General features: G+C 65.6%; 10 protein-coding genes, 2 pseudogenes and 1 riboswitch. Of the genes and pseudogenes, 5 read left to right on the top strand and 7 right to left on the bottom strand.

The genetic code is table 11. From position 1 onward, the window contains the following. Positions 1-6: 6 nt before the first annotated feature. The 7 genes and pseudogenes from ACXJ1Y_RS10610 to dctA form a co-directional block, all read right to left on the bottom strand. Positions 7-8,943, bottom strand: a complete 8,937-nt coding sequence (locus ACXJ1Y_RS10610) for a peroxidase family protein (RefSeq protein ID WP_463849965.1) — start codon at positions 8,941-8,943, stop codon at positions 7-9. A gap of 474 nt (positions 8,944-9,417) precedes the next feature. Beyond that, a complete protein-coding gene (locus ACXJ1Y_RS10605) occupies positions 9,418-10,440 on the bottom strand; it encodes an efflux RND transporter periplasmic adaptor subunit (protein ID WP_463850091.1) in 1,023 nt (340 codons plus the stop codon). 152 nt (positions 10,441-10,592) lie between these two features. Beyond that, the gene (locus ACXJ1Y_RS10600; RefSeq protein WP_463850203.1) at positions 10,593-10,748 is read right to left on the bottom strand and encodes a hypothetical protein; all 156 of its coding nucleotides are present in this window, start codon (positions 10,746-10,748) and stop codon (positions 10,593-10,595) included. A gap of 136 nt (positions 10,749-10,884) precedes the next feature. Continuing rightward, positions 10,885-11,325 (bottom strand): annotated as a pseudogene (locus tag ACXJ1Y_RS10595) (ATP-binding cassette domain-containing protein); the annotation flags it as partial. Then, complete coding sequence (locus tag ACXJ1Y_RS10590) at positions 11,325-13,442, bottom strand: TonB-dependent siderophore receptor (RefSeq protein WP_463850090.1); 2,118 nt, start codon at positions 13,440-13,442, stop codon at positions 11,325-11,327. The pseudogene ACXJ1Y_RS10595 and the gene ACXJ1Y_RS10590, both read right to left, overlap by 1 nt. Positions 13,443-13,647: 205 nt before the next feature. Then, positions 13,648-13,854: riboswitch (cobalamin riboswitch) on the bottom strand. A 1,274-nt stretch (positions 13,855-15,128) separates the two neighbouring features. Next, positions 15,129-16,292 (bottom strand): mandelate racemase/muconate lactonizing enzyme family protein, encoded by a 1,164-nt coding sequence (locus tag ACXJ1Y_RS10585; protein WP_463849964.1) that lies wholly within the window; start codon positions 16,290-16,292, stop codon positions 15,129-15,131. 62 nt (positions 16,293-16,354) lie between these two features. Further along, entirely contained in the window at positions 16,355-17,686 is a 1,332-nt protein-coding gene (gene dctA, locus ACXJ1Y_RS10580; RefSeq protein WP_463850089.1) for a C4-dicarboxylate transporter DctA, read from the bottom strand. 141 nt (positions 17,687-17,827) lie between these two features. Between dctA and ACXJ1Y_RS10575 the strand changes: the two genes are divergently transcribed. The 5 genes and pseudogenes from ACXJ1Y_RS10575 (at position 17,828) to ACXJ1Y_RS10555 (ending at position 23,634) form a co-directional block, all read left to right on the top strand. Continuing rightward, entirely contained in the window at positions 17,828-18,742 is a 915-nt protein-coding gene (locus tag ACXJ1Y_RS10575; RefSeq protein WP_463849963.1) for a LysR family transcriptional regulator, read from the top strand. Between the two features lie 290 nt (positions 18,743-19,032). Then, positions 19,033-19,788 carry an SDR family NAD(P)-dependent oxidoreductase gene (locus ACXJ1Y_RS10570; RefSeq protein WP_463849962.1) on the top strand — a complete coding sequence of 252 codons (756 nt, stop codon included), beginning with the start codon at positions 19,033-19,035 and terminating at the stop codon, positions 19,786-19,788. A gap of 267 nt (positions 19,789-20,055) precedes the next feature. Then, positions 20,056-20,758 (top strand): annotated as a pseudogene (locus ACXJ1Y_RS10565) (IS5 family transposase). Positions 20,759-21,301: 543 nt separating this feature from the next. Continuing rightward, positions 21,302-22,900: a porin gene (locus tag ACXJ1Y_RS10560; protein WP_463849961.1), complete on the top strand. Its 1,599-nt coding sequence runs from the start codon at positions 21,302-21,304 to the stop codon at positions 22,898-22,900. A 434-nt stretch (positions 22,901-23,334) separates the two neighbouring features. Beyond that, positions 23,335-23,634 (top strand): hypothetical protein, encoded by a 300-nt coding sequence (locus tag ACXJ1Y_RS10555; protein ID WP_463849960.1) that lies wholly within the window; start codon positions 23,335-23,337, stop codon positions 23,632-23,634. The last annotated feature ends 15 nt before the right edge of the window (positions 23,635-23,649 follow it).

Here is a 23,649-nt window from a genome sequence, read left to right as displayed (position 1 = left end):
CGTCCGTCACAGCGTGAAGTCCGCGGCGGTGGCCGCAGGGGCACCCTTGATGCCGAACTTGAATTCGGGCGCCGCGTCGCCCGCCGTGTTCCCAGCCACGACGGTGTACTCCCCGTCGGCGCGTTGCTCATGGGTGATCAGCAGTTGCCCCACCCCGGTGAAGGCCGCCCCCGTTGCGAGGGTGAAGGCCTGATCACCGGCCGCGCCCTGGTTTGCGTCGATGGCGCTGAGGTCCACCTTGTCGCCGGGCTCGAAGCTCGCGATGGTGTCGCCGTTGGCCGCCGACGCAGTCTGGAAGCGGTACACGTCGGCGCCGAGCCCGCCGTCCATCACGTTGACGGCGTCACTCGCGGTGATGTCGTCGTTGCCCGACCCGGTCACGATATTCTCGATGCCCCAAAGGGTATCGGAGCCGGATTGAGCGCTGGCGGCGCTGCCGCGCCCGGCCAGCCCCGTACCGAGGTTGGCGGTGATGTTCGCCGTGATGGCCGACATGTCGAGGGTATCGACGCCGGTTCCGCCGCCGACCTCGTCGCCCCAGTAGGTGTCGTTGCCGTCGTCCACCTCCGCGACGAGGAGGTCGTCGCCCCCGCCGCCGATGACGTGGTCGTTCCCGGCCCCCGCCGTCACGAGGTCGTTGCCGTCACCCGCGAGGATCCGGTCGGCCCCGGCGTCGCCGTACACCATGTCCGCGCCGCCTCCGGCGAGGATGTCGTCGTCGCCGGAGCCGCCGAACACGAGGTCGCGGCCCTCGCCCGCATCGACGAAATCATTGCCGTCCCCGGCCCTGACCACATCGGCGCCGTCGCCGGCGAGGATGTTGTCGTCACCCGTGAGGCCGAGAACGGTGTCGGCGCCGGAGGTGCCGACCAGCACGTCGTCCTGGATCGTCCCCGTCATCACGGTCGGAGCGGATGAACCTGGGGGCGGAGTCACCGTTCCGCCGGGTGGATCCCCTTGCGTCGGTCCGCTGCCGGTCCCGCCGCCGGACTCGGTCTCGTCGTCGTCGTCGCCCCCGCCCGACGTGCCTCCGTCGGAACCGGATCCGGTGCCCTCACCCTCGGTCTCGTCGTCGTCATCTTCGTTGTCGTCATTGTCGTTGTCGTTGTCGCCAGGGGATCCGCCGTCGCCCGTGCCCGGGTCGACTCCGGTCCCGTCGCCGGCCGGCCCGTCCTCGTCGCTGACGGTGAAGATGTCCTCCGACAGTCCGGTCAGGCCGGTGTTGCGCACGACGATGTCGGTGAAGTTCTGGCCATCGACGATGTTCTGGTAGAAGTCGAAGTTGTCGAAGCGTTCGAGGTAGTAGAACCGGTCGCCCTCCTGCAGGCGGTCGAACTGCTCGTGCAGCACGACCCAGAAGGTCTGGCCGACCATGCCGTCGTTGATGTGCGTCTCGGCGAGGCCGCCGACCCAGAGATCGACCCGATCGATGCCCGAGACGATCTTGGCCCCGTTCGGCCCGTCATGCTGGACGATGTCCGGGTTCGCCGCCGCGAAGGCCGCCTGTTCCGAAGCGGTCGCGAGGACGAGATCCGGGTAGGCCTGCTTGAACTGTGCGATGACCGTATCGCTCAGACCGTTGCGGGCCTGGAAGTCGGCCCAGGACGCGTAGGGGTCGAGGTTGCCGGCAAAGCCGACGGCTTCCCGGACGTAGGGGTCGCTCGACGCCTTCAGGTCGGCGCGGATCTGGTTCAGCGTGCCGAGCCCGACATCCCGTCCCCGCGCCACGTTGAAGGCGAAGAGGTCGGCGTTGATGCGCACGAGATCGTTGCGCACCGCGTCCACGATGTTGAAGTCCACCTCCTCGGCCGCCTGCGTCGCCACGCCGGCAAGGATGGCGTTCGCCCCGAGCTGGGCGTAGCCCGGCTGCGGCACGTAGCCGGGAGGCAGGGCCCCCGTGAAGGCGCCGGCCGCGTTCGTGGGGTTCAGGAACGCATCGACCAGCGCGACCTGCTGGGGTTGTCCGTCCGCGCCGATCACGGTGAGGCTCTGGCCGATCAGCGAATGGCCCACGCGGTAGACCGCCGAAGCGAACTCCTCCGAGATGCGGGCATCGACGGACGGGTCGTAGCCGGCGGCGCCGTGGCTGCCGTTGCCCTTCATCCCGCCGATGAGATGGTCGGCGAACTCGGTGAAGACGACCCGCTGATACTCCGCCTCGTTGATCATCTTGGCGGCCTGGAAGACCTCCTCGTCCGTGCCCTCGAAGCCCGCCTGCAGCAGGTTCTCGACGTGGAAGTTGTGGTTCCGCGCCCAGATCGTGTGCATGGCCGTGAGGGAGACGTTCTCGTTCGCCCGACCGTCGCCGGCCACGTAGTGGTCGAGGAGGTTGACGAAGGGATTGGTGTCCAGGAGCAGCGCGTTGCCGCTGCCCATGAAGTCGTCGGCCAGGGCCTTGACGATTCCGGCGTCGAAGGCCCCGGTCGCCGGGTCGATCAGGGATTTCGCCGGCTGACCCGCCACGACGTAGCTCGAATAGTAGTCGCGGAAGCTGATCGCGCCGCCGGGCAGCGACGGATCGTGGAAGATCGTGTTCGCGTCCCAGTGGTGCTGGATCAGGGCGCGCAGCGTCGGCAGCAGGTTGAAGGAAGGGTTGGACGGGTCCGGCGCGCCCGCCAGCAGATGGGCGCCCACGCCCTGCTGCCCGTCGCTGTTCCGCAGGAACTGGCCCACGAGTTCATGCGAGCCGTAGGCCTGGTTCTGGTCGACGAAGGGCGAGGTCTTGTTGAGGTGCTGCGGCACCCCGTTCGCATCGAGGGAGGCGACCGCGCCGCGGGTCAGGTCGACCGGGTTGTCGCTGGTCGGGCTGCGGACGGAGCCCGGGCCACCGATCTCGACGATGCCGTTGGCGGACGATTTCGGCAGGAAGTCGAGGCCGTGGTCGAAATACTGCCCGAAGGCCATGAAGAAGATGTTCGCGCCGTCGGCTTGGTGCGGAAGGTTGGCTTCCTGCGTGCCAAGCACGTTGCTGATGGCGCGCGCGTCGAGCCCGGCGAAAATCGGATTGACGGCGTTGTTGTTCGTCGCCGGATCGTATGCGCCGTAATGCGCCTCCGTCAGCCGGATGAAAGGCTGCTCCGCCGCCCCGTATTCCGGGTTGTCGAGGTTGTTTCCGGCCCCCGACAGGTTGCGGACGCCGGCCGCGCCCTCGGCATCGTCGTCTGCCCCGACCAGCTGTCCGGTGACGAGGCCCTTGAGGCCGGCGAGGTCCGTGGCGGTCAGCGTGAACCCGCCCGCCGTGCCGGCCCCTCCGCCGCCGCCGCCCGGAGCGGGCGTCGTGCCGAACGCCGGCGTCCCCGTGCCTGCGAAGGTGATGCTGTGCGAGCCGTGGGTGAGCGTGGTCATGCCGTTGGCATGGGTCTCGGTGTAGTCGGCTCGGGTCGTGCCCGGTGCCAGTTCGATCACGTCCTGCGGGCGCAGGACGCCCACGATCGTGTCGGTGCCGCCGTTGGAACGGAACACGATGCGGTGGGCCGAGGCGAGGCCGGCGATGTCGACGGTGTCGTCGCCCCCGGTGCCGTCGATGGTGATGGTGTTGAAGTTGAGGCTCGTCTGGGTGAAGTCGCCGATCACCTGGATGGCGTCACCGCCGCTCGCACCCCCGGCGGCTCCGCCGGGCGACGTGACTTGAAGGGTGTTGACGCGGATCTCCTCGACGTTGTCGATTTCCGCGACGATGCTCGCGACGCCCGTGCCGTTGCGCGTCACCACGATCTCGGTGTTGAGGTTGAGGTCGGCCGCATCGTTCCCCGCCACGCCGATCCACGCCGAGCGCGAATAGATGCGGAACGTCTCCGTCGCGGCCCCGCCGTTCAGCCGGATCGTGTCGGTGCCGGCGCCACCGTCGATGAAGTCGCGTCCATCTCCCGGCCCCCACGTGACCGTATCGGTCCCGCCGCCCGCGAAGATGAGGTCGTCCCCGGCACCGCCGGCGAGCGTGTTCGCCGCGCCGGTCCCGACCACGATGTCGGCCCCGGTCGTCCCTGCCGCGCCGATGGCGTAGACGTCGGCATCCCCGTCCTGGAGGAATTCGACGCCCGTCAGGGTATCGCGCCCGTCGCCATCCGCGCCGAGGTTGTCGGTCACGGTGATGACGGCACCCGTGCGCTCGAACGCGTAGGCCGCGACAGGGCCGACGACGAGCGCGGTATCCGTGCCGGCATTGCCGTCGATGGTATCGTTTCCGTGGCCTCCCGAGAGCTGGTCGTCGCCCGTCCCGCCCGAGAGCGTGTTGTCGCCCAACCGGCCGACGAGGATATCGTCGCCGTCGTTGCCGCGGAGGTCGTCGTCGCCGTCCCCTCCGTCGATCCGGTCGTCGCCGTCGCCGCCGTCGATGACGTCGTTGCCCTCATCGCCCCGGATCCTGTCGTCGCCTGCGAGGCCCAGGATCAGGTTCGAGGATGTCGAGCCGGCGAGGTCGTCGTCACCGGCGGTCCCGACAAGGGCCGTTTCGACGGACAGCGTTTGCTGCGGCAGCGTCACCCCGGGGAGCGTGCTCGTCCAGTTCGCGACGACGCGGATTTCGACGTCCGGGTTGGCCGGCGCGAAGCGGTCCCCCGGGGCCCCCCCAGGCGCGTTGCGGACGGCCCCATCCGCCGGGCCGACGTTGCGCCAGGCGCCGTTGGCATCGAGGACCTGCCATTGCACCGTCACCGGGCGAGTGGCGTCCAAACCGGTGAAGGCGGCAGTGAAGACGCCGACGTCGCCGTTCGCCGCCACGATGTTGAGCCGTTGGAACGGCTGGTCGAGGACCAGCTGGGTGTCGACCGTGCCGTCGGCGAATTGAAGCCTCTCGATGTTGTGGAGCGTGTCCACCCCATCCGAGAACCGTCCGACGGCACGGGCGACGAACCCGGTATGGTCGACGCGAAGGCTACCGTCGCCGAGGTCGGTGATCGTGTAGTTGGCCCGCACGTCGGAGAAGACCGCCGTGTCGATATCGGTCCCCTGGCCGGCATCGACGATCTCGCGGACGATGTTGAGCTGGCCCGGATTGACGGCCCTCGTCATCAGGGCCTCCTTCAGGGTGATCCCGTCGAGATAGAGGGGCCCGTTCCCGCTCGCGAGGCCGGCGGGCGTCGTGAACATCTTGCCCGCGAGGCTGTCGGCGGTCGCGATCTCGGTGCCGGCGGCGTTGCGGATGCTGATCCGCACGTTGAGCCACCGGTCGCCGTCGATGATGTCGTTGCCGGCCCTGCCGGTGAAGGTGTCGCTGCCGGCGCCGCCGAGCAGGATGTCACCGCCGTTCTGCGGGTCGAACACCGTCGTGTCCGGTGCGAGGGCGGCGAAGGGCGTCGCGCCGCCGCCGACCGTCTGTCCCCGGAGCGCGGCGGGTGTCAGCTTCAGAAGGGCTTCGAGCCCGTCGATCAGGGCGACGTTCTGCGACAGCAGCATGCTGTCGGTCGGGGGGCCACCGACGATGCCGCCCGCCGGATCGCCGACCGCCCCTGTCGGTTGCTCTGTCCCGATCAGCGTGTCGTCGTGCTTCCAGCCGGAGGCCGCCTCGACGGAATCGTTCCGGTCGCGGAGGGTGAGGGCAGGCTGGGTCAGGAAGCGGGATATGCCGAGGTCGATCTCCCCGTCGTTCGGGTCGCCCTTCTGGATGACCCAATCGAAGCCGAGCATCCCGTTGTTGCGCTGGATGCCGGGGCCCTGGACCATGATATCGTCGCCGGACTCGCCGTCGTAATCGGTGTCATTGCCTTGTCCGTCGAGGACGTCGTGGCCGATGATGATGCTGTTGAAGAACAGCTGCGAGTTCTCGCCCGAGAGACTGTCGAACCCTTCGCCACCCTCGATCCAGTCATCGCCCTCGTTGCCCATCAGGGCGTCGGCGGCGCTGCCGCCGAGGACGAAGTCGTCGCCGCGCCCGGCGAAGACCTCGACCGTATCCGTCGAGTGCGTGATGAAGTCCTTGCCGCCGCCCCCGAACAGGATGTCGAGCCCCGGCCCGCCGGAGATGGCGTCGTTGCCCTCGCCGCCCCGGATGAACTCGTCGCCGAACGGGTCCTCGATGACGTCGTCGCCGTCGCCGCCGAAGATCTGATCGGATTCCATGCCGCCGTTGAGGTAGTCGTCGCCGCCGTCGCCCCAGAGGGTGTCGATGCCCTTGTCGCCGATCAGGCGATCGTTGCCCTCGGTGCCTCCGAGCACGACGTGCTCGCCGCCGCTGAACTTGAGCATGCCCCCGTCGGCGCGTCCGTCGCCATCGACATCGGCCCCCGGTGCCACGCGCACGACCTTCGGATCGATGAGCGCGAGAAGCGGGTCCTCCTGGGTCGGGTCCTCCCCGATCTGCTTGGACTGGTTGAGTTCGAGGATGTGGTCGGCCCGTCCGAACAGCGAGCCGTTGAGGTGAGAGGCCCCCTCGGAGCCGAGGTCGGTGTTGCGCTGGACGAGCGCCGAGAAGGTGTTGGCCTCCAACTCATTCAGGAGGTTCATGCCCTGGGTGCGGCTGAGATAGTAGAAGCGGTCGCCGTTCTGCAGGTTCTCCATCTGCGTCTCGAAGACGAAGTTGAAGGTGTTGCCCAGCATTCCGCCGAATTCCATCTTCTCCTCGGCGAGGCCGCCGATCCAGAAATCGATGTCGTTCAGGCCGGAATTGGCGGCGTTCCACGCGCCGGTGCCGTTGAGGAAATCGAGGCGGTTCCCCGGCGCCTGGATGGTATGCGCGTCGTTGCCGGGCGTTGCGGGATTGTCGGGCACAACGACCGTGGTGCCGAAGACCAGCGCAGTCGCTGCCGCGCGCTTACCCACCAGCGTCGTTTCCTGCGCGACCAGGGGATGGTCACCATAGGCTGCGATAAAATTGATGACCGAGGCGGGGTTCTTGATGTTCTGCGCGAAGTCGACCCAGCTCGTGTAGGGCTTGAGTTTCGCGTCCGAAGTCATCGCGTAGAATTCGGCACGGGCCTCGTTCAGCGACGGCACGCCCTGCTCCCGCGCCCGCGCCATGTTGAGGACGGGGAGGTCGAGGGGGAGCCCGAGCAGGTTGTTGCGCAGGGTATCGACCACGAACTCATCGATCTCGTTGCCGATCTGGCGGGTCATGCCCCGGATGATCGCGCCCGCCGCCGCGTCCGTGTCGACGCCGCTGGCCGTGAAGGCGAGCGGGTTCAGGAACGCCTCGATCAGGCCGAGTTCCTGGTTGCCGTCCGCGTTCGGGTCGGCATCGACCGGCTGCATGTCGAAGCCGAGTCGGTCGATGGTTTCGCCGAGCATCGAGTGCCCGAACCGGTAGACGACATGCGCGAATTCGGCCGTGATGGCGGGGTTGAGGTCGGCACTGTTGGTGAAGACGAACGGATCGACGTTCGGCTGGACCGTCCGGGCGAACTCCTCGAACACGAGGTGCTGGTACTGCATCTCGGTCACGAACTTCGCCGCCTGGAACAAGCGCTCGCCGTCCCATTGCAGGGCGGCGGCCTGTTCCGGTGTCGTCGGCAGCGCGGCGACCTCGACCCGCAACCACTCGTTGACGAAGGCGAGGTCGCCGGAGGCCAGGATCGTCGCCTTGTTGGCCTCGACGAGCCGGTTGTGCTCCGAGTGGAAGATGGTGTGCACGGCCGTGAGGCCGATATTCTCGTTGCCGCGCCCATCGCCGGTGATGAAGTGACTGTCGAGCAACTCGTTGTCGTAGGTCGGCCGCCGGCCGTCGGCTCCGACGGGGATGGCGTTGCCGATGTCAGAATCGCCATCCGCCGCAACGAGCTGCCCCCTCACCAAGGGATCGGCGGTGTTGGCGATGTCGTCGAGGAAGGCGTGGCCGGTCATGACGGCGCCGGTGGTGAGAATGCCCGCGGCGGTCCCCTCCTTGAACCAGATGGTTGCGTGGGTCCCGTCCGGCTGCATCAGCATCTGCGCGTAGCCGTTCGGGCCGGGGATGAACCGGCCGTAGGGGTCGGTCATCAGGACGGGGACGTTGTGGATGTCCGCGTCGACCAGCTCGATGCCGAGCATCGCCTTGGCCTGCGCCTTCACCTCGGCCCAGTTGGCGATGGCCCTGCCGTCCGCGCCGCCGTTCAGCAGGTGGCCGGTCGCGAGCGTGACCGGATTGACGATGCCGTCGTCCGGGGTCGTGTCGAGGCGGACGTACTCGCGCAGGAAGACCTGGTGCGAGGGATGCGAGGTGTAGGTCTGGTTCTGGTCGATCCACGGCGTCGTGGTGTTGACCGCCTCGCGGGTGTCGTCCGCCGTGCCGACGACGCCGTCGGCGCCGGGGCCGACCACCGTGGTGGCGCGGGTCAGCGTCATGAAGCGCTGGGCCTCGGGCAGATCGTCCGCCGTGCCGAAGGTGCCGTCGGCACCGGCGATCAGCGGGTCGTCGGGCATCAGGGGCACGATGACGGAGCCGTTGCCGCCCTTGGTGACGAGGTCGAGGCCGTGGTCGAAGAACTGCCCGAACAGGGTCATCCAGCCGTTGAACGGCGGCGAGAGGCCGATATCCGGCGACTGGTTCGGGATGAAGGTCAGCTCGGCGGCAGTCGGGATGTAGCCTGCGGGCGGCGCCGCGCCGCCATGGGCATCGGCATAGACCGTCTGCGCGATCGGGTTCGCGAACCAGGCGGCGACGGCCGCCGGGTTGTGCGGGCTCATGTCCGAGATGAGATTGCTGGCCGTCCGGATGCTGGTGTCGATGATTGTGCCGGACGTGGAATAGTCGTTGTTTGTCAGGTTGCCGAACGAGCCGGTGCCCGTGGTGTACTGCGCTGACAGGAGCCGGGGGAACGGCTGGTCCGCCGCCCCGAGAAGACTTTGACCCGGCAGGAGGTTGTTGTTGCTGCCGTCCACCGCGCGCAGGCCGAACGGCTGCAGCGCCGCGTCGGGACCGATGATCTCCTGCAGGGTGCGCGTATTGCCAGGGGCCGTGAACTCCTCCGCGATCCGGATCTGATCGAGGATGTGGCGGAGGTCGTTGGCGTCGACCGTGAACGTGACGGACATGATCGTCTCCATTGCCCATGGCAGGGGGGCGGGGCGCGCCGCTTGGGCGCCCCGGCGAAAGGGGAAAAACCTTGGGACAGGCGTCGAAGCCCGGCGTGCCGGCTCGACCTTCGGAGATTGCTACGAGGGCAGCGGGGGCAGCGTCGCACGGACGTTCGAGGTCCGGCCCCGCGAGAGGGCCGGGCCCGGCACGGGAATGCGCGGGCGTGACGTCGTGTGCGAAGTGGCCCCTGATCGATTGCCCATCGAACGCATCCCGAACGTGGAGCTTCGGTTCGATTGTGCCCGGCCTCGTGAACGGTGGCCGTTCCTGGCATCATGCACGGCGACGCGCGTAAGTAAGGAAAAATTAACCCCCGCCGCACCGGAAAAAACACGCGCCCGTGGGATTTTCCCTCGCGTCGCCGAGCACCAACTCCACGAAGGACTGTTTATCTCAGCCCAGACGGCGACGACATCTATCGCTTCGATTGCTCAGTTCGACATTCGAGGCGTCTTCGAAAACTCCAGAGGGAAGTTGTTCAGCACGCGCCACAACTCGTAACCGAGCGGGACGGTCTCCATTCGGATCCAGCCCCGCGCCTTGGCGCCGAGCGGGATATAGTCGACGTCCGGCCATTTGGTCTGGCCGGAATCCTGCTCGACCAGCACGCGAAAGAGGCCGGTCGGCTGGGCCGATGGGTCGACGGCTCGCACCCGCCCGTCGAACATGCCGTGGGCCACCGAGGGCCAGCCGCTGAACTGGATCGCCGGCCAGCCCTCGAAGGCGAGGCGCACGCTCTGGCCGACCCGGATCAGAGCGACGTCCCGTCCGTCGACCATCAGTTCGACGACGCGTTCCGGAGCGTGCGGGGCGAGGGTGGCCAGGGTGTCGCCTGCGTTCACCAGCGTACCGGCGGCGGCGGCGTCGATGTGCAGGATGCGGCCGCCCCTCGGAGCCCGCACGAGCTGCGCCGATTGGCGGTTCACGGTCACGTCGAGGCGGCTGAGCTTGGCCTTGGCCTCGGCCAGTTTCGCGCGCTGCTCCGCCACGCGGATCTGGGCGGCCTCGAAGTTGCGCCGGGTCACGAAGCCCTTCTCGGCGGCCTCGCGCGTCTGGCTGACCTGACTCTCCGCCACCTTCACCGCCTGATCGGCGGCCGCGATCTCGGCCTCGATCTGCTCCCGCTCGGCGGCGAGACGCTTGAGCAGGAACGGATCGTTGTCGACGAGACGGGCGATGGGATCCCCGGCGCGGACCTGCTGGCCATCCTCGACGTACCAGTGCTCCACCCGCCCCTGAACCAGGGCCGTGACCGTCTGGACCCGATCGGCAGGGTTCGGCGCGATGACGCGCCCGGTCCCGGCCGAGGTTTGCACCCAGGGCACGTACAGCAGGGCCAGGATTGCGAGGATGGTCCCGATGCCGATGATCCAGCCGAAGGCGACCGCCGCGCGGGGAGGCCGGATCCCGGTCAGGGTCGGAAAGTGATGGAGGTGTTCAGGCCGCGACAGCACGGGTCCCCTCCCTCGGCAGCGCCCTTTCGCGCCGCCCCTCCCGCTCGGTGTCGCGCCCATAGCCGTGGGAGCCCAGCCGGATCTGGTCGTCGTGGATCGGCATCGGGGGGCGGCGTGTGACGTGCAGCACCGTCGTTCCGCGCCGACGCGGCTCACGGTGTCGCTCCGGAAAGTTGCGCGTTGTAGAGCCGTTCGAGCGCGAGGTGATCGAGCGCCTTCGGGTCGATCTCCTCGGCGATGCGCCCCTGCGACAGCACGCCGACGCGATCCGCCATCTCGCGCACCCGGTAGAGGTCGTGCGTCGCCATCAGCACCGCCGTGCCTCGCGCCGCCGCATCCCGCACCGTGCCGGAGAAGGCGGCGGAGGCCGACGGATCGAGGCCAGGTCGGCTCGTCGAGCAACAGCAGCCGGGTCTTCCGCGCCAGGGCGATGGCGATGCCGACCTTCTGGCGCATCCCCTTCGAGTAGCCGGAGGCGGGCCTCGACCACGCCTCCATCGGCAGGCCCGCCGTGGCGAGATGGCCTTCGGCCTCCGCCCGGCCGACGGCGAGGCCCGCAAGGGTCGCGAAGTAGCGGAGATTCTCTACGCCGGTCTGCCCCGGATACAGGGCGACCTGTTCCGGGATGTAGGTCGTCAGCGCGCGGGCGGCGACGGGAGACGCCGCAGCGTCAATCCCGCCCACGAGGACGTCCCCCGCCTCGGCCTTCAGGAAGCCGAGGATCAGGTTGATCGTGGTCGTCTTGCCCGCGCCGTTGGGGCCGAGCAAGGCGTAGACCTCCCCCGCCCGCAAGGTGAGGTGGAGACCGTCGAGGGCGGTCCTGGTGCCGAAGCGCTTCGTCACGCCCCGCAACGCCAGCAAGGGCTCGTCCGTCCCCGCCGCCATCAGAAGCGCACCGTGATGGAGCCGGTGATCCGCCGGGGCGAGCCCGGATAGACGCGGAAGACGTTCAGGGAGCTCTCGTAATACGCGGTATCGAAGATGTTCTCGACGTTGAGCGCGACGCGGGCATTGCCGAACTTGTAATAGGTCAGCGCATCGACCGCGATGAAGCCCGGGAGGGTGAAGCCGGTTCCGGCCGCGTCGCCCGCCCGCTCGCCGACGCCCCGCACGCCGCCGCCGATCCCGAAGCCGCGCCACTCGCCCCCCGGTTCGTAGACCGCGAGCAGGCTGCCGGAATGGCGGGGCACGTTGACGAGGGGCGCGCCCACGGGCAGCACGTTGTCCTTGGTCACTCTCGCATCGGCGTAGACGTAGCCGGCGAGCAGCTTCAGCTCCGGCGTGATCTGCCCCTGGGCCGTCAACTCGAAGCCCTGGCTGCGCACGGCGCCCGCCGCGAGCGAGAACCCGGAATTCGCCGGATCGGGCGTTAGCACGTTCTCCCGCTCCACATGGAAGGCGGCGGCGGTGAGGAGCAGGTTGCCGCCGAACAGCTCCGACTTGGCGCCGACCTCGTAGCCGAGGCCGGTCTCGGGCGGCAGCGCCGTTCCGCGCGTCACGGCGGCGGCGTCCGGCCCGATATTGGGCCGGAAGCTCGTGCCGACATTGGTGAAGAAGGCGAGCTCGGGAAGCGGCCGGTAGACGAGGCCCGCCCGGGGCGAGGCCGCCACGTGTGCCTGGTCCACTTGGCTGCGCGGGATGCGCTCCCGGAAGGACTGCTCGAAGATGTCGAGCCTCACGCCGACCAGAGCCCGCCATTCCGGGCTCAGGACGATCTCGTCCTGGGCGTAGAGGCCGGTATTGGTGATGCGCTCGATGTTATTGCGCGGAATGGTGATCGGCGGCAGCGCCTGCCCGTAGACCGGCGAGTAGATGTCGAGGGATAAGGGGCTCGTGCGGAAGTTCGAGCGCAGATAGAGGACGCGGCTGTCGGTGCTCTCCCGGTCCATGCCGAGGAGGAGCGTGTGGCCGATGCCGCCGGTGTCGAACCGCCCAATCAGGTCGGCCTGACCGACCGCCACGTCCCAGCGGTAGTCGCGCATGTTCCGGTCGCGCGAGACGGTACGGTTGTTGGCGGCGATGGCCCGGATCTCGGCTGATTCGCCCTCCAGATCGCCGGTGTTGAAGTAGGCGGCGAGCCGCATCTGCCAGTTCTCATCGAAGCGGTGATCGACGCGGACCTGCAGCGAGTTGTTGTTCTGGACAGTGCTTTGACCGGGCTCACCGAGGAAGCGCGAGAGCGGCAGGAATCCGAGCTGCCGGTTGATCGCGATCACGCCGCGGTCGAAGACGATGCGGTTCTTCACGAACTCGGCCTCGACCGTGATGCGCGTGTCGGGCGTCACCTGCCAACTCACCACCGGAGCCACGAGCAGGCGGTCGCTGTCTACGAAGTCGCGGAAGCTGCCCGCCCCCTGCGCCGCGAGGTTGAAGCGATAGAGGACCGTCCCATCCTCGTTCAGGGCGCCGCCGGCATCGATGGTGCCCCGGGTCAGGCCGAACGAATCGACTTGGTTGCCGAACTCGACGAACCGCTCGGCGGTGGGCTGCTTGGTGATGAGATTAACGAGGCCGCCGGGATCGCTGCGCCCGAACAGGGCCGCGCCGGGGCCTTTCAGAACCTCGATGCGCTCGATGTTCTGCGCGTCGGGCGGGGGCGGCGTACCGCGGTTGAGGGGAAAACCATTCTTGTAGATCTCCGAGGTGGTCACGCCGCGGATCGCGTAACTAAAGATCGACAGACCACCGAAATTGTTCTGCTGGGCGACCCCGGGCAGATAATTGAACACCCGGTCTACGCGGGTGGCGGCGATGTCGGTGATCGCCTCCCGCGGTGCCACGGAGACGGCCACCGGCACGTCGATCTGCGGGGTGGCGGTGCGCGTCGCGCTGACGGCCGTACCTGCTCCGTAGCCCGGCGTTGGGCCGATCAGGCCGATGGTCCCGCGCCCGGTCGCCGTCGTGCGGGCGGTGCCCTCGCCGACCTGCTCGACCGAGAGTTCCTCCAGCGTCACACTTTCCTGCGCACGCACATCCTCGATGGGAAGGCCGGTCGAGAGCACCGCAGCGAAGGCGAGGCGCTGATTGCGACGCCGGGCCCGCGAAGCCCGCGCCGAACGCTGCGTGATTCGTCCGGGTTCGCTCAGGGACGGACGTTGAGAGGTCGCCACCACACACTCGCTGTTGCCGAGCGGGGGCGACGGGAATACGGGCCGCGTCGCCTCCGAGACGGCGACACGGCACGCTCCGTCGGGCACCCCGCCCGAGAGACGTCAACATGCCGAAGGCAGGTCTCCTGGCTCACGGGTCAAAGCCCCCGCCGGACCTTCCCAGTGCAAGCACCAGTGGTCATCGGTGGCGAACGCTCGCCGCTAACAGTTGCGGGGGCAGCTTCGGCTTTGCTTCAAGAAGCTCACCGAATTCCCGTCTTAGCTCCGGGTCGAAACCCGAAGAACCTTGGCCGATCGATACTCGCCATGAACGCCATCGTCGTCAACGGGTGCATGCAACATTGTAACATTGTTGGAATGATTGTGGCATAATAACCACATAGTCGTTCGCAATGTCGGCGATGCCGTCACGTTTGCGCGATGGACTCATCAGAGGCAAACGAGAACTGCTGCGAGAGAGTGTTGTGGCCGGGTCGAAGAAAACAGCCTCGGTCTCGCCGCATCTATTGTTTCAACGTTCCAGCTAGCATCTATCAGCCGCCTCGTCGCCTTCGTAAAAATATTTAGTTATTTGTAACCTCCAAATTTTTTGATGTAATACAATTCTAATCCCCCTGAAAAATTTTTCATAAATATGAAATATGAATTTTAATCTAATACGAGGTATATTAGATTTGCCGTTTTATAATAAGTGAACGGGTATTTTGACTTTTGCAAAGTCCGGCCTGATCGAGGGACACGGATGAACGGCCGGGTGGGGTGGATAGCTGCCCATTTGGTTTAAGACGGCAGCGGACAATTGCGGAAAGCACGAACCATCATTAGTCCAAAGGCTATTGATTAAATTTCTTATTTAATCGCGACGTCAAAAATTGGCGAGTATGACACCGCAGGCATGATATGACTTATCGGTAGATATAGCCGGTATGCCGCCGCCTTTTGTCTTTTTGTATTCATTCTCAACAGACCATAAAAGATAGAACAGACAATTTTCTTAAGGATACCTAACCGCATTCCAGCTGGTAATATGATACGTGAATTATTATCGCCAAAATAATAGACCTTGAGTTCAGTCCAATCAGCTTTGAACTTAGCTTTCCATCCCGAAGCGAAGTCGCCGGACGGCTAACTCATGACCGCTTTTGGGGAGCATCGACGCGGGGCTTGCAAGACTGGGGTGGGCCGAGTGCGAAAGAACTGCTCACGGTTGATTTCGGTCTATCTGCGCCTGAGCCGATTACCATTGAAACCAGACGTTGGCTTGAACGGCTAAGGGCTTTTTGATCGTCGACGCCAGCGCAACGTCGAGCGCCGACCGGAGCCGGCGCGCTCAACCAAACTCCTTCTCTCCAGCGCGAGGCAGGCACTCAAAGCCCGGGTGTTCCGCTCGGTGCTGGGGATACCCGCCCGGATCTTGATGACCGACGTACTCACGAAATCGTCGGTCAGAGCGCTCAGGACGGCCCACTCGTCATCGGTCAATGACGTCTGCCGGTGCGATCTCACGAATGAACATCGACGCATGGATCAGGGAACGGGACCGGGCGGTCGTTGGGGATGCCGCCCGGTCGGATCCGCTTACTCTGCGAGTTCGCGCATGACCTTGATCAGGTCGGACTTGCCCTCGAAGCCGATGCCCGGCAACTCGGGCATCACGATGTGGCCGTCCTGGACCTTCACGCCGTCCGGGAAACCCCCGTAGGGCTGGAACAGGTCCGGGTAGCTCTCGTTGCCGCCGAGCCCGAGGCCGGCCGCGATGTTGAGCGACATCTGGTGGCCGCCGTGCGGGATGCAGCGGGAGGGCGACCAGCCGAACTGGTGCAGCACGTCGAGGGTGCGCAGGTACTCGACCAGGCCGTAGGACAGGGCGCAGTCGAACTGCAGGTAGTCCCGGTCCGGCCGCATGCCGCCGTAGCGGAGCAGGTTGCGCGCGTCCTGGTGCGAGAACAGGTTTTCACCAGTGGCCATCGGGCCCGGATAGAACTCGGAGATGGCGGCCTGGAGGGCGTAGTCGAGCGGGTCGCCGATCTCCTCGTACCAGAACAGCGGGTACTGGCGCAGCATCTTGGCGTAGGCGATGCCCTGTTCGAGGTTGAAGCGGCCGTTCACGTCGACGGCGAGCTGGGCCTCGGAGCCGATCTCCTTGAGCACGGCCTCGATCCGGCGCTGGTCCTCGTCGATCGGCACGCCGCCGATCTTCATCTTCACGACGTTGTAGCCGCGGTCGAGGTAGCCGCGCATCTCGGCGCGCAGCTGGGTGTCGTCCTTGCCCGGGTAGTAGTAGCCGCCGGCCGCGTAGACGAAGACGCGCGGATTGGCCTCGACGCCCTTCTGCTCGGCGAGCATCCGGAACAGCGGCTTGCCGGCGATCTTGGCGGTTGCGTCCCAGATGGCCATGTCGAGGGTGCCCACCGCCACCGAGCGCTCGCCGTGGCCGCCGGGCTTCTCGTTGGTCATCATCGCCGCCCACAGCTTATGGGGGCAGAGGTTGTCGCCGGCCTCGTTCAGCTGGTCCTTGGTCTCCAGCTCCAGGATGCGGTTCTTGAAGCGCTCGCGGATCAGGCCGCCCTGGCCGTAACGGCCGTTCGAGTTGAAGCCGTAGCCGACGACCCGGCGACCGTCGCGCTCGACGTCGGTGACCACCGCCACGAGGCTCGCCGTCATCTTCGAGAAGTCGATGTAGGCATTGCGGATGGGGGACGAGATCGGCTTGGTGACCTCGCAGACGTCAACGATACGCATGGCTGTTCTCCCTGGGTTATGAAGGTTTGGTCGGGTTGAAGGGCTGGCGTGGACCGCCGGGCCTAGTGAGCGACGGCAACCGGGCTGGGCAGGGCATGCCCGGCCTCGGTGTCCGGGAGGACGTCCTCGGCCGCGACCAATGCCCGGTTGCGGTAGGCGTCCTCGGCCCTGGCGCGGTCGAAGGCGCCTTCCCATTTCGCGACTGCGATGGTGGCGACCGCGTTGCCGATCAGGTTGGTGACCGCCCGGGCCTCGTTCATGAAGCGGTCGACGCCGAGCAGCAGGACCAGGCCGGCGACCGGGACGGTGTGGATGCTCGACAGGGTCGCGGCGAGGGTGACGAACCCGGCACCGGCGACGCCGGCCGACCCCTTCGAAGTCAGGAGCAGTACGCCGAGGACGACGAGCTGGTCGCCGAGCCCAAGCGGCGTGTTCGTGGCCTGGGCGACGAAGATGGCCGCCATGGTCAGGTAGATGCAGGTGCCGTCCGCGTTGAAGGTGTAGCCCGTGGGCAGCACCAAGCCGACCACCGACTTCTCGCAGCCGAGCTTTTCCAGCTTGGCCATCATGCGCGGCATGACGGCCTCGGTGGAGCAGGTGCCGAAGGTGATCAGGATCTCGTCCTTGAAGTAGCTGAGCACCTTCACGAGCGAGAACCCGGTCCAGACACAGACCGCTCCGAGGACCACACCGACGAACAGGATCGAGGTCGCGTAGACGCCGAGCATCAGGTAGGCGAGGGACCAGACGGTGCCGAACCCGTACTTGCTGATGGTGAAGGCGACGCCGGCACCGGCGCCGATTGGAGCCAGGCGCATCACCATCGCGACGATGCGGAACAGCGCGTCGAGCAGGCTGTCGATGACTGCGACAACCGGCTTGCCGCGCTCCCCCGCCTGGACCAGGGCGATGCCCAGCAACACCGAGATCAGGATGATCTGCAGCATCGCGCCCTTTGCAAAGGCGTCCACTATCGTCGTCGGGATGATGTCCATCAGGAAGCCGACGAAGCCCGGCTGGGCTTCTGCCCGCTTCGCGTAGCCGGCGATGGCGCCGGCATCGATATGCGTGGCATCGATGTTCATCCCGGCGCCGGGCTGCATGACGTTCACGACGACGAGGCCGATGACGAGCGCGAGGGTCGAGACGACCTCGAAGTAGATCAGCGCCCGGACGCCGATCCGACCGACCTCCTTGAGGTTACCCATCTTGGCGATGCCGACGACAATCGTGCCGAAGATGACCGGCGCGAGAAGCATCTTGATCAGCTTGATGAAGCCGTCTGCCAGCGGCTGCAGGGTGATGCCCACGTCTGGCAAGAAATACCCGATCAGACCGCCGAGTATGATGGCGATGAATACTTGAATGTAGAGCCTGCTCAGCCACATTCTCATCAGCGAACCCTCCATTGAGTCGCCGATGATGCGGCGAGCCGACCGTCTCCTCTCTTGGGAGCTTGATGGAGGCTTTACGCCTGGACACGTCTAGACAGCCAATGCCATGTTCGGTTCGCCCTATGCGCGAACGGCATCGACATGGATCTCGATTGGCTGAAGGACTTCCTGGCTCTGGCCGAGCAGCGAACCTTCTCGCGTGCCGCCGATGCTCGGAACGTGACGCAACCGGCCTTCAGCCGCCGTATCCGCGCTCTGGAAGATTGGATTGGGGCGGCGCTTTTCGTGCGGAGCACGCAGGGCGCCAGCCTGACCCCAGCGGGCGCCCACTTCCAGCCGGCGGCACAGGAACTGATACGTCAGTTGGAACGGGCGCGACGGGACACGCAGGCGATCGACGCGCGGGACACGGTCACCCTGTCGATTGCGGCGACCCATGCCCTGTCGTTCACGTTCTTCCCTGCCTGGATTCGGGAGCTGATGCGATCCAAAGTCTTTGGAACGCTCAACCTCGTCTCGGATAGCATGGAAGCCTGCGAGCAGATCATGCTCGCCGGGGAAGTGCATTTCCTGCTCTGTCATTTTCACTCGGACGCACCGATCCGGTTCGAAACCGAGCGCTTCGAGAGCGTCCGGGTCGGCGAGGATGTCTTGATGCCGCTCTGTGCCCCTCGGGCGGACGGAAGCGGAACATGGTCGCTGCCCGGCTCGCCAGACGAACCGGTTCCCCGTCTTGCGTACAGCCCCGCGTCAGGGCTCGGCCGCATCCTGGCAGCCTGCAAGCTCGGGGAGCCAACCTACACCGCAACCAGTTTCACCTCACATCTCGCGGCAACGCTCACGACGATGGCACGAGAAGGACATGGGATCGCGTGGCTGCCAGGTACTGTGGCGGCCGAAGATCTGGCGCAAGGCCGGCTCGTGCGCGCCGGACCCAAGCAGTTCGACGTGCCTATTGAGATCCGGCTGTTTCGATCCTCAGTCAGCCGCAACCCTGCGGCCGATGAACTCTGGGATCATCTCAGCGGCCGAGGCTTTCGCAATCGCGTTGGCTGACTGGATCCCTGCTTACCGCAATTTCCGCTTCAGGGGCTTTATAGCGAAGCCCCGACGAGCCGCGTTGGGTCGCCAGCGGAATGACCGCACACGGTGAGTTTCTGCCCGTCCGCTCTCGGACGACGATGCAAGGAAGCGGACGCCGTCTCTTTGCCTGCTTCCGACTTCAAAGCGGCCGCCCTGAATGTCTGCCTCCGGGCGCGCTAACTCTGTCATCCGACGCCGACGACTGCGCTGCGCGTTGGACCATCGGGGCCAAGACCGCATGGCCGCAGAATGGAGGATAGCCCTTGAACCAAGCCCTTGATGATGACCCGCCCGTTGCCCTCGTGACCGGGTCCACCTCCGGCATCGGGGCGGCGATAGCGCGTCGGCTGTCCAGCGATGGCTACGCGGTCGTGTTGCACTCGCGCAATTCCGTGGGCACGGGACACGCGCTCGCCGCCGAACTCGGGAAGGCCGCCTATGTCCAGGCCGATCTTGCCGATGACGTCGACAGGGTCAGGCTGGTGCGGCAGGCTATCGCCCGCTGGGGCCGTCTCGATGTTCTGGTCAACAACGCCGGTATCAGCAGGGTCATCCCCCATGCCGACCTCAAGGCCGCCTCGCCGGAAATCTGGCACGAGCTGCACGAGGTCAACGTGGTGGCACCGTTCCGCCTCATAACAGAAGCCGAAACCGCCTTGCGGGATGCCGCCCGGCGCGGCCGGCCGGCTTGCGTCGTCAACGTCAGTTCGCATGCGGGGGTCAGACCCAAGGGCGCATCGATCCCCTATGCCGCATCGAAGGCGGCGTTGAACCACATGACCCGTCTGCTCGCCGTATCGTTGGCCCCGGACATCCGGGTGAATGCCGTCGCCCCAGGCTTGGTGGACACCCCCCTGACGGCGGGTTGGACGGCCGCCCAGACGCTGTGGCGGGAGCGTTCGCCCATGCGCCGGGCTGCCAAGCCGGAGGACATCGCCCAAGCCGTCGCACTGCTGGCAGCGTCGGATTATCTCACCGGGGAGATCTTGCTCTCCGATGGAGGTTTGAACCTCACGTAGCACTTACGCCGCGGTATCCGGGCTTTGACCGACGAGCGAGTTCTCAAATGACGGGAGCGGAGCCAAGGTCCGCTTTCCGACCCTGAGATGAAGACCGCTCACCACCCTCAGCCGAAGCTGCCGGACGACCGACTAGGGTGTGAACCGAACCAAGACATTGCAGTGTTTGGCAGTTTGTGATTCTGGGCGGCCGTTTGCGGCCTGGAGGTGACGATGGCAAACCTGTTCTGACTCTCGGATGAGCAGTGGGCGGTGATCGAGCCGTTCATGCCCAGGGATCAGCCCGGACCCGAGTGGAAGGACGACCGGCAGATCATCTCGGGCATCCTGCATGTCCTGACGTCAGGCTGCCGCTGGCGCGACTGCCCGGCTGCGTATGGCCCGCGCACCACGGTCTACAACCGCGTCAATCGCTGGTCGCGGCGCGGCTTTTGGAAGGCGATGCTGACCGCACTGGCCAAGGCTGGGTGGGCTGGCGATGCGGCGCTCTCGACAGCAGCTACGTCCGGGCTCCCCTGTCTGCCCATGGCGGGAAAGGGGGGCGAGGGCGCAAGCCATCGGCCCGTCGCGCGGTGGTCAAACGACTAAGATCCACGCACTCACCGATGTCCTCGGGCGGCCCGGTGTCCTCCTGCTGACGCCGGGCAACGCCAGCGACGTGACGACTGCCCCGGCAGTGCTGGCCGAAGCGCCGGGCAGGATCCGCCGTTTGAGCGCCGACAAGGGCTACGATGCCGACTGGCTGCGCATCGACCTTCGCAACAGTGGGGTCACGCCAGTCATCCTGGGCAAACGCGGTCGCAAGCGCCGGATCCGCCATGACAGGTCCCGCTATCGGGAGCGCTGGCGCATCGCGGCGATGTTCAACCGCCTCAAAGACTTTCGTCGCATCGCCACGCGCTACGACAAGCTCGCCCGCAACTACGGCTCAGCCCTCGCTCTGGCCACCATCGTCATGTTCTGGTGCTGATCGAGTCCAGACCCTAACTTTGCTCTTGAACACCTCGTGAGGGCCAATCACTTAAACGCCAAGACGGCTTGGAGGGTTTGCAAAGGAACTCGCTGAGTCTGTCGTAGTATCTGGCGATCTCCTCGACCACCGAGGCGAGGTACCGAGCGACATCCTGATCACAGAATTGGGCGTCTGCACCATCCGGGGTCGCGATGAGCCGCTGCGCATCGTAGCTGCCAAAAGTTGGTTCAACCTAATCGGATGCGGTTTTTCATAACCTCGCACTCGTTGAAGCCGCAATCAAGTCAGCCAAAAATCGAATAAACAAATCAAATTTAAATGTCAAAACGTTTTTTAACATTAGAATCGAACTTGATTAAAGAAAACGCATTTTAATTGTAGAAAAACTCGGCCGCACTTATGGTCAAGCTGCTGATAGATTTTCGGCCAAACCACTAAAAAGCTGCAACACCTGTCTTCGCGTATTGTGAGGACTGCGATTGCTTGCGGATTCGGGTCGATGCCGGCGCTGGGCGCGATGGCGTCGGATGTGGGGACACAATGCGACATCTCAAGACGATTCTGCTCTACTCTTCGGCCCTCATGGCCATTGGAGCGGGCGCCCGCGCCGCGGATCTCCCCGCCAGGAAAGCAGTCCCGGTCGACTATGTCCGCGTCTGCACCGCCTACGGTGCAGGCTTCTTCTACATTCCGGGCAGTGATACCTGCTTGCGCGTCTCGGGCCGCGCGCGGTACGACTACTTGTACCAAGCCAGCAAGGTCCGCACGGGGACCGGAGGCGATGTATCGGGGTATGTCGGCCTGCTTCGACTGAACCTCGATGCGCGCACACAGACCGATTACGGCACTCTGCGCGCGTTCCTGCGCCTCGACGTGGCCTCGCGCAGCGGCCCTTTCCTCACCTCAGCCTCTCGCCAGCGCGAGGGGCAGGCATTTCCCGGACTTGGAGCGGACGCTTTCGGTCGGACGCAAGACTTCGTGAACGCAGACAAAGCCTTCGTGCAGTTCGCTGGCCTCACCGCCGGACGCGCCTCGTCCTTTTTCGACTTCTATGCGCACGACTTCGAGCTGATCGGCGGTACGGCCGGTTCGGACAATTACAGTACCAACCTGCTCGCCTACTCGGCGGTGCTCGGCAACGGCATTACCCTGACCGGCTCGATGGAAGACCCGACCTTTCGGCGATTCCCGATCTTCGGCACCGGCGCCGCCGCCGGCACCTTCACGGCAGCGGGCGGGTTCGCCGGCTACAGCAACGCCTTCAACCCGTTCACGCCGTCCACTTTCCTCGCCCCGATCATCGTAGGCCCGGGCACCGTCGCTTTCGTCGACGTGACGCAGAAAAGCCGCTTGCCGGATTTCGTCGGTGTCGCGCGCATCGACCAGCCTTGGGGTTCGGCTCAGCTGTCGGCGGCGGTCCATGAGATCAACGCGGGCGACGCATCGAGCACGGTTGCGGGCGTCACCACCGCCACGGCGGGCCTCGGCATCTCGCCGACCGGCCGCGCGTCCAGTGCCTACGGCTTCGCGGTCCAGGGGGCGGTGAAGGTCAACCTGCCATTCCTCGCCCAGGGCGACGCCCTCTACCTTCAGGGCGCCTATGGCCAGGGCGCCATGAGCTACACCGGTATCTCCAACTACACGGCGCCGTACGATGCCCTCGCCGCCGCCCCCGTGAGCGGCGGATCGTTCCTGCAATACTATTCCGATGCGGTGCTGAACCCATCCACCGGCAAGCTCGAACTTTCGACCTCGTTCTCGGCCGTCGCCTCGCTACTGCACTACTGGTCGCCGACATGGCGTTCAGCGGTATTCGGGAGCTACGCCGAGATCGACTACAACTCGCACGGCCGCAACGCACTGGGCACCCTTGGCTTCGGCTTCGCGCCAAGTGGGGCTAGCGCGGCCAATGCCTTCGCCTTCGCGACAAGCCCGATCCTGCGCGGCAACAACCAGATCGTGACGGGCGCCAACTTGATCTGGACCCCCGTGAAGGATCTCGATATCGGCGTGGAGGGCGAATACATCCGCACCGCGCTCAACAGCGGCGTCACCCCCGACATCTCCAAGAACTCCCTGCGCTACATCAGTTCGCAGGATGCGGCCCAATTTCGCTTCCGGGTCCAGCGCGACTTCTGAGACAGCTGCGTTCCGCATCGGGAGAGCCCGGCCGCAAGGCCGGGCTTTCGTCGTTTTAGCAACGATAATTTAGATTTCAACGAATAAAACTTATTTTTATTGCCATATTTTGAAGATATGGGACAAAGGCGATAGCTCTTCGGCGGCATATTTCGTCACCGACCGAGCGAATGCTTAGGTTTCAGTGGCGACCGACTCAGGTACCGGGGCCTGTCGGCTCTGAACCAAAGCTTCAGACCCTTTGACTCAGCCGACCGGGAAACCGGTCGGCTTTTTCTTTGGGCCGGACCTTACTCTGAAATCCATTTTCAAATTCAAACCTTTGGTTCGAGTCTAAATGTTTATTATTTGATCAAACATTGAATTTATACATGAGTAGAGACAGTATGATGGCATGTCGCAAGCGGGCGACGCCACCAATACGGAACTACACTATGAAAAATCTCGTTCTGGCTTGCTCCCTCGGCGCCATCCTGATGTCCGGCGCGGCCTATGCCGAGGGCGCGCAGCAGCGCATCGACCCGAACCTGATCGTCCGTACCGGCGGTGATGGGCTCGACGCCGACGCCTACGCCCAGGGCAACGACCATACCGGCGGCATGTGGGAGAACGCGGAAGGGGCCAGCGGCTCGCTCGCGGCGCAGCGCCCGGCCACGGTAGGCTCGATACCGGTGAACCGTCAGTGGACCCGCCTGCGGTCGCGGGAGCGCCGGGCCTACGGCGACTCGTACTGAGAGAGGAAACCCGGC

It is taken from the genome of Methylobacterium sp. TK26, assembly GCF_055361565.1.
This window is presented reverse-complemented; position numbering and strand designations above follow the sequence as displayed.

Bases quoted from the DNA above. Each gene is read 5' to 3' on its own strand.
- ACXJ1Y_RS10610 (WP_463849965.1), bottom strand. From the start codon at position 8,943: ATGTCCGTCACGTTCACGGTCGACGCCAACGACCTCCGCCACATCCTC.
- ACXJ1Y_RS10600 (WP_463850203.1), bottom strand. From the start codon at position 10,748: ATGGCGACGCACGACCTCTACCGGGTGCGCGAGATGGCGGATCGCGTC.
- ACXJ1Y_RS10585 (WP_463849964.1), bottom strand. From the start codon at position 16,292: ATGCGTATCGTTGACGTCTGCGAGGTCACCAAGCCGATCTCGTCCCCC.
- dctA (WP_463850089.1), bottom strand. From the start codon at position 17,686: ATGAGAATGTGGCTGAGCAGGCTCTACATTCAAGTATTCATCGCCATC.
- ACXJ1Y_RS10575 (WP_463849963.1), top strand. From the start codon at position 17,828: ATGGATCTCGATTGGCTGAAGGACTTCCTGGCTCTGGCCGAGCAGCGA.
- ACXJ1Y_RS10560 (WP_463849961.1), top strand. From the start codon at position 21,302: ATGCGACATCTCAAGACGATTCTGCTCTACTCTTCGGCCCTCATGGCC.
- ACXJ1Y_RS10555 (WP_463849960.1), top strand. From the start codon at position 23,335: ATGAAAAATCTCGTTCTGGCTTGCTCCCTCGGCGCCATCCTGATGTCC.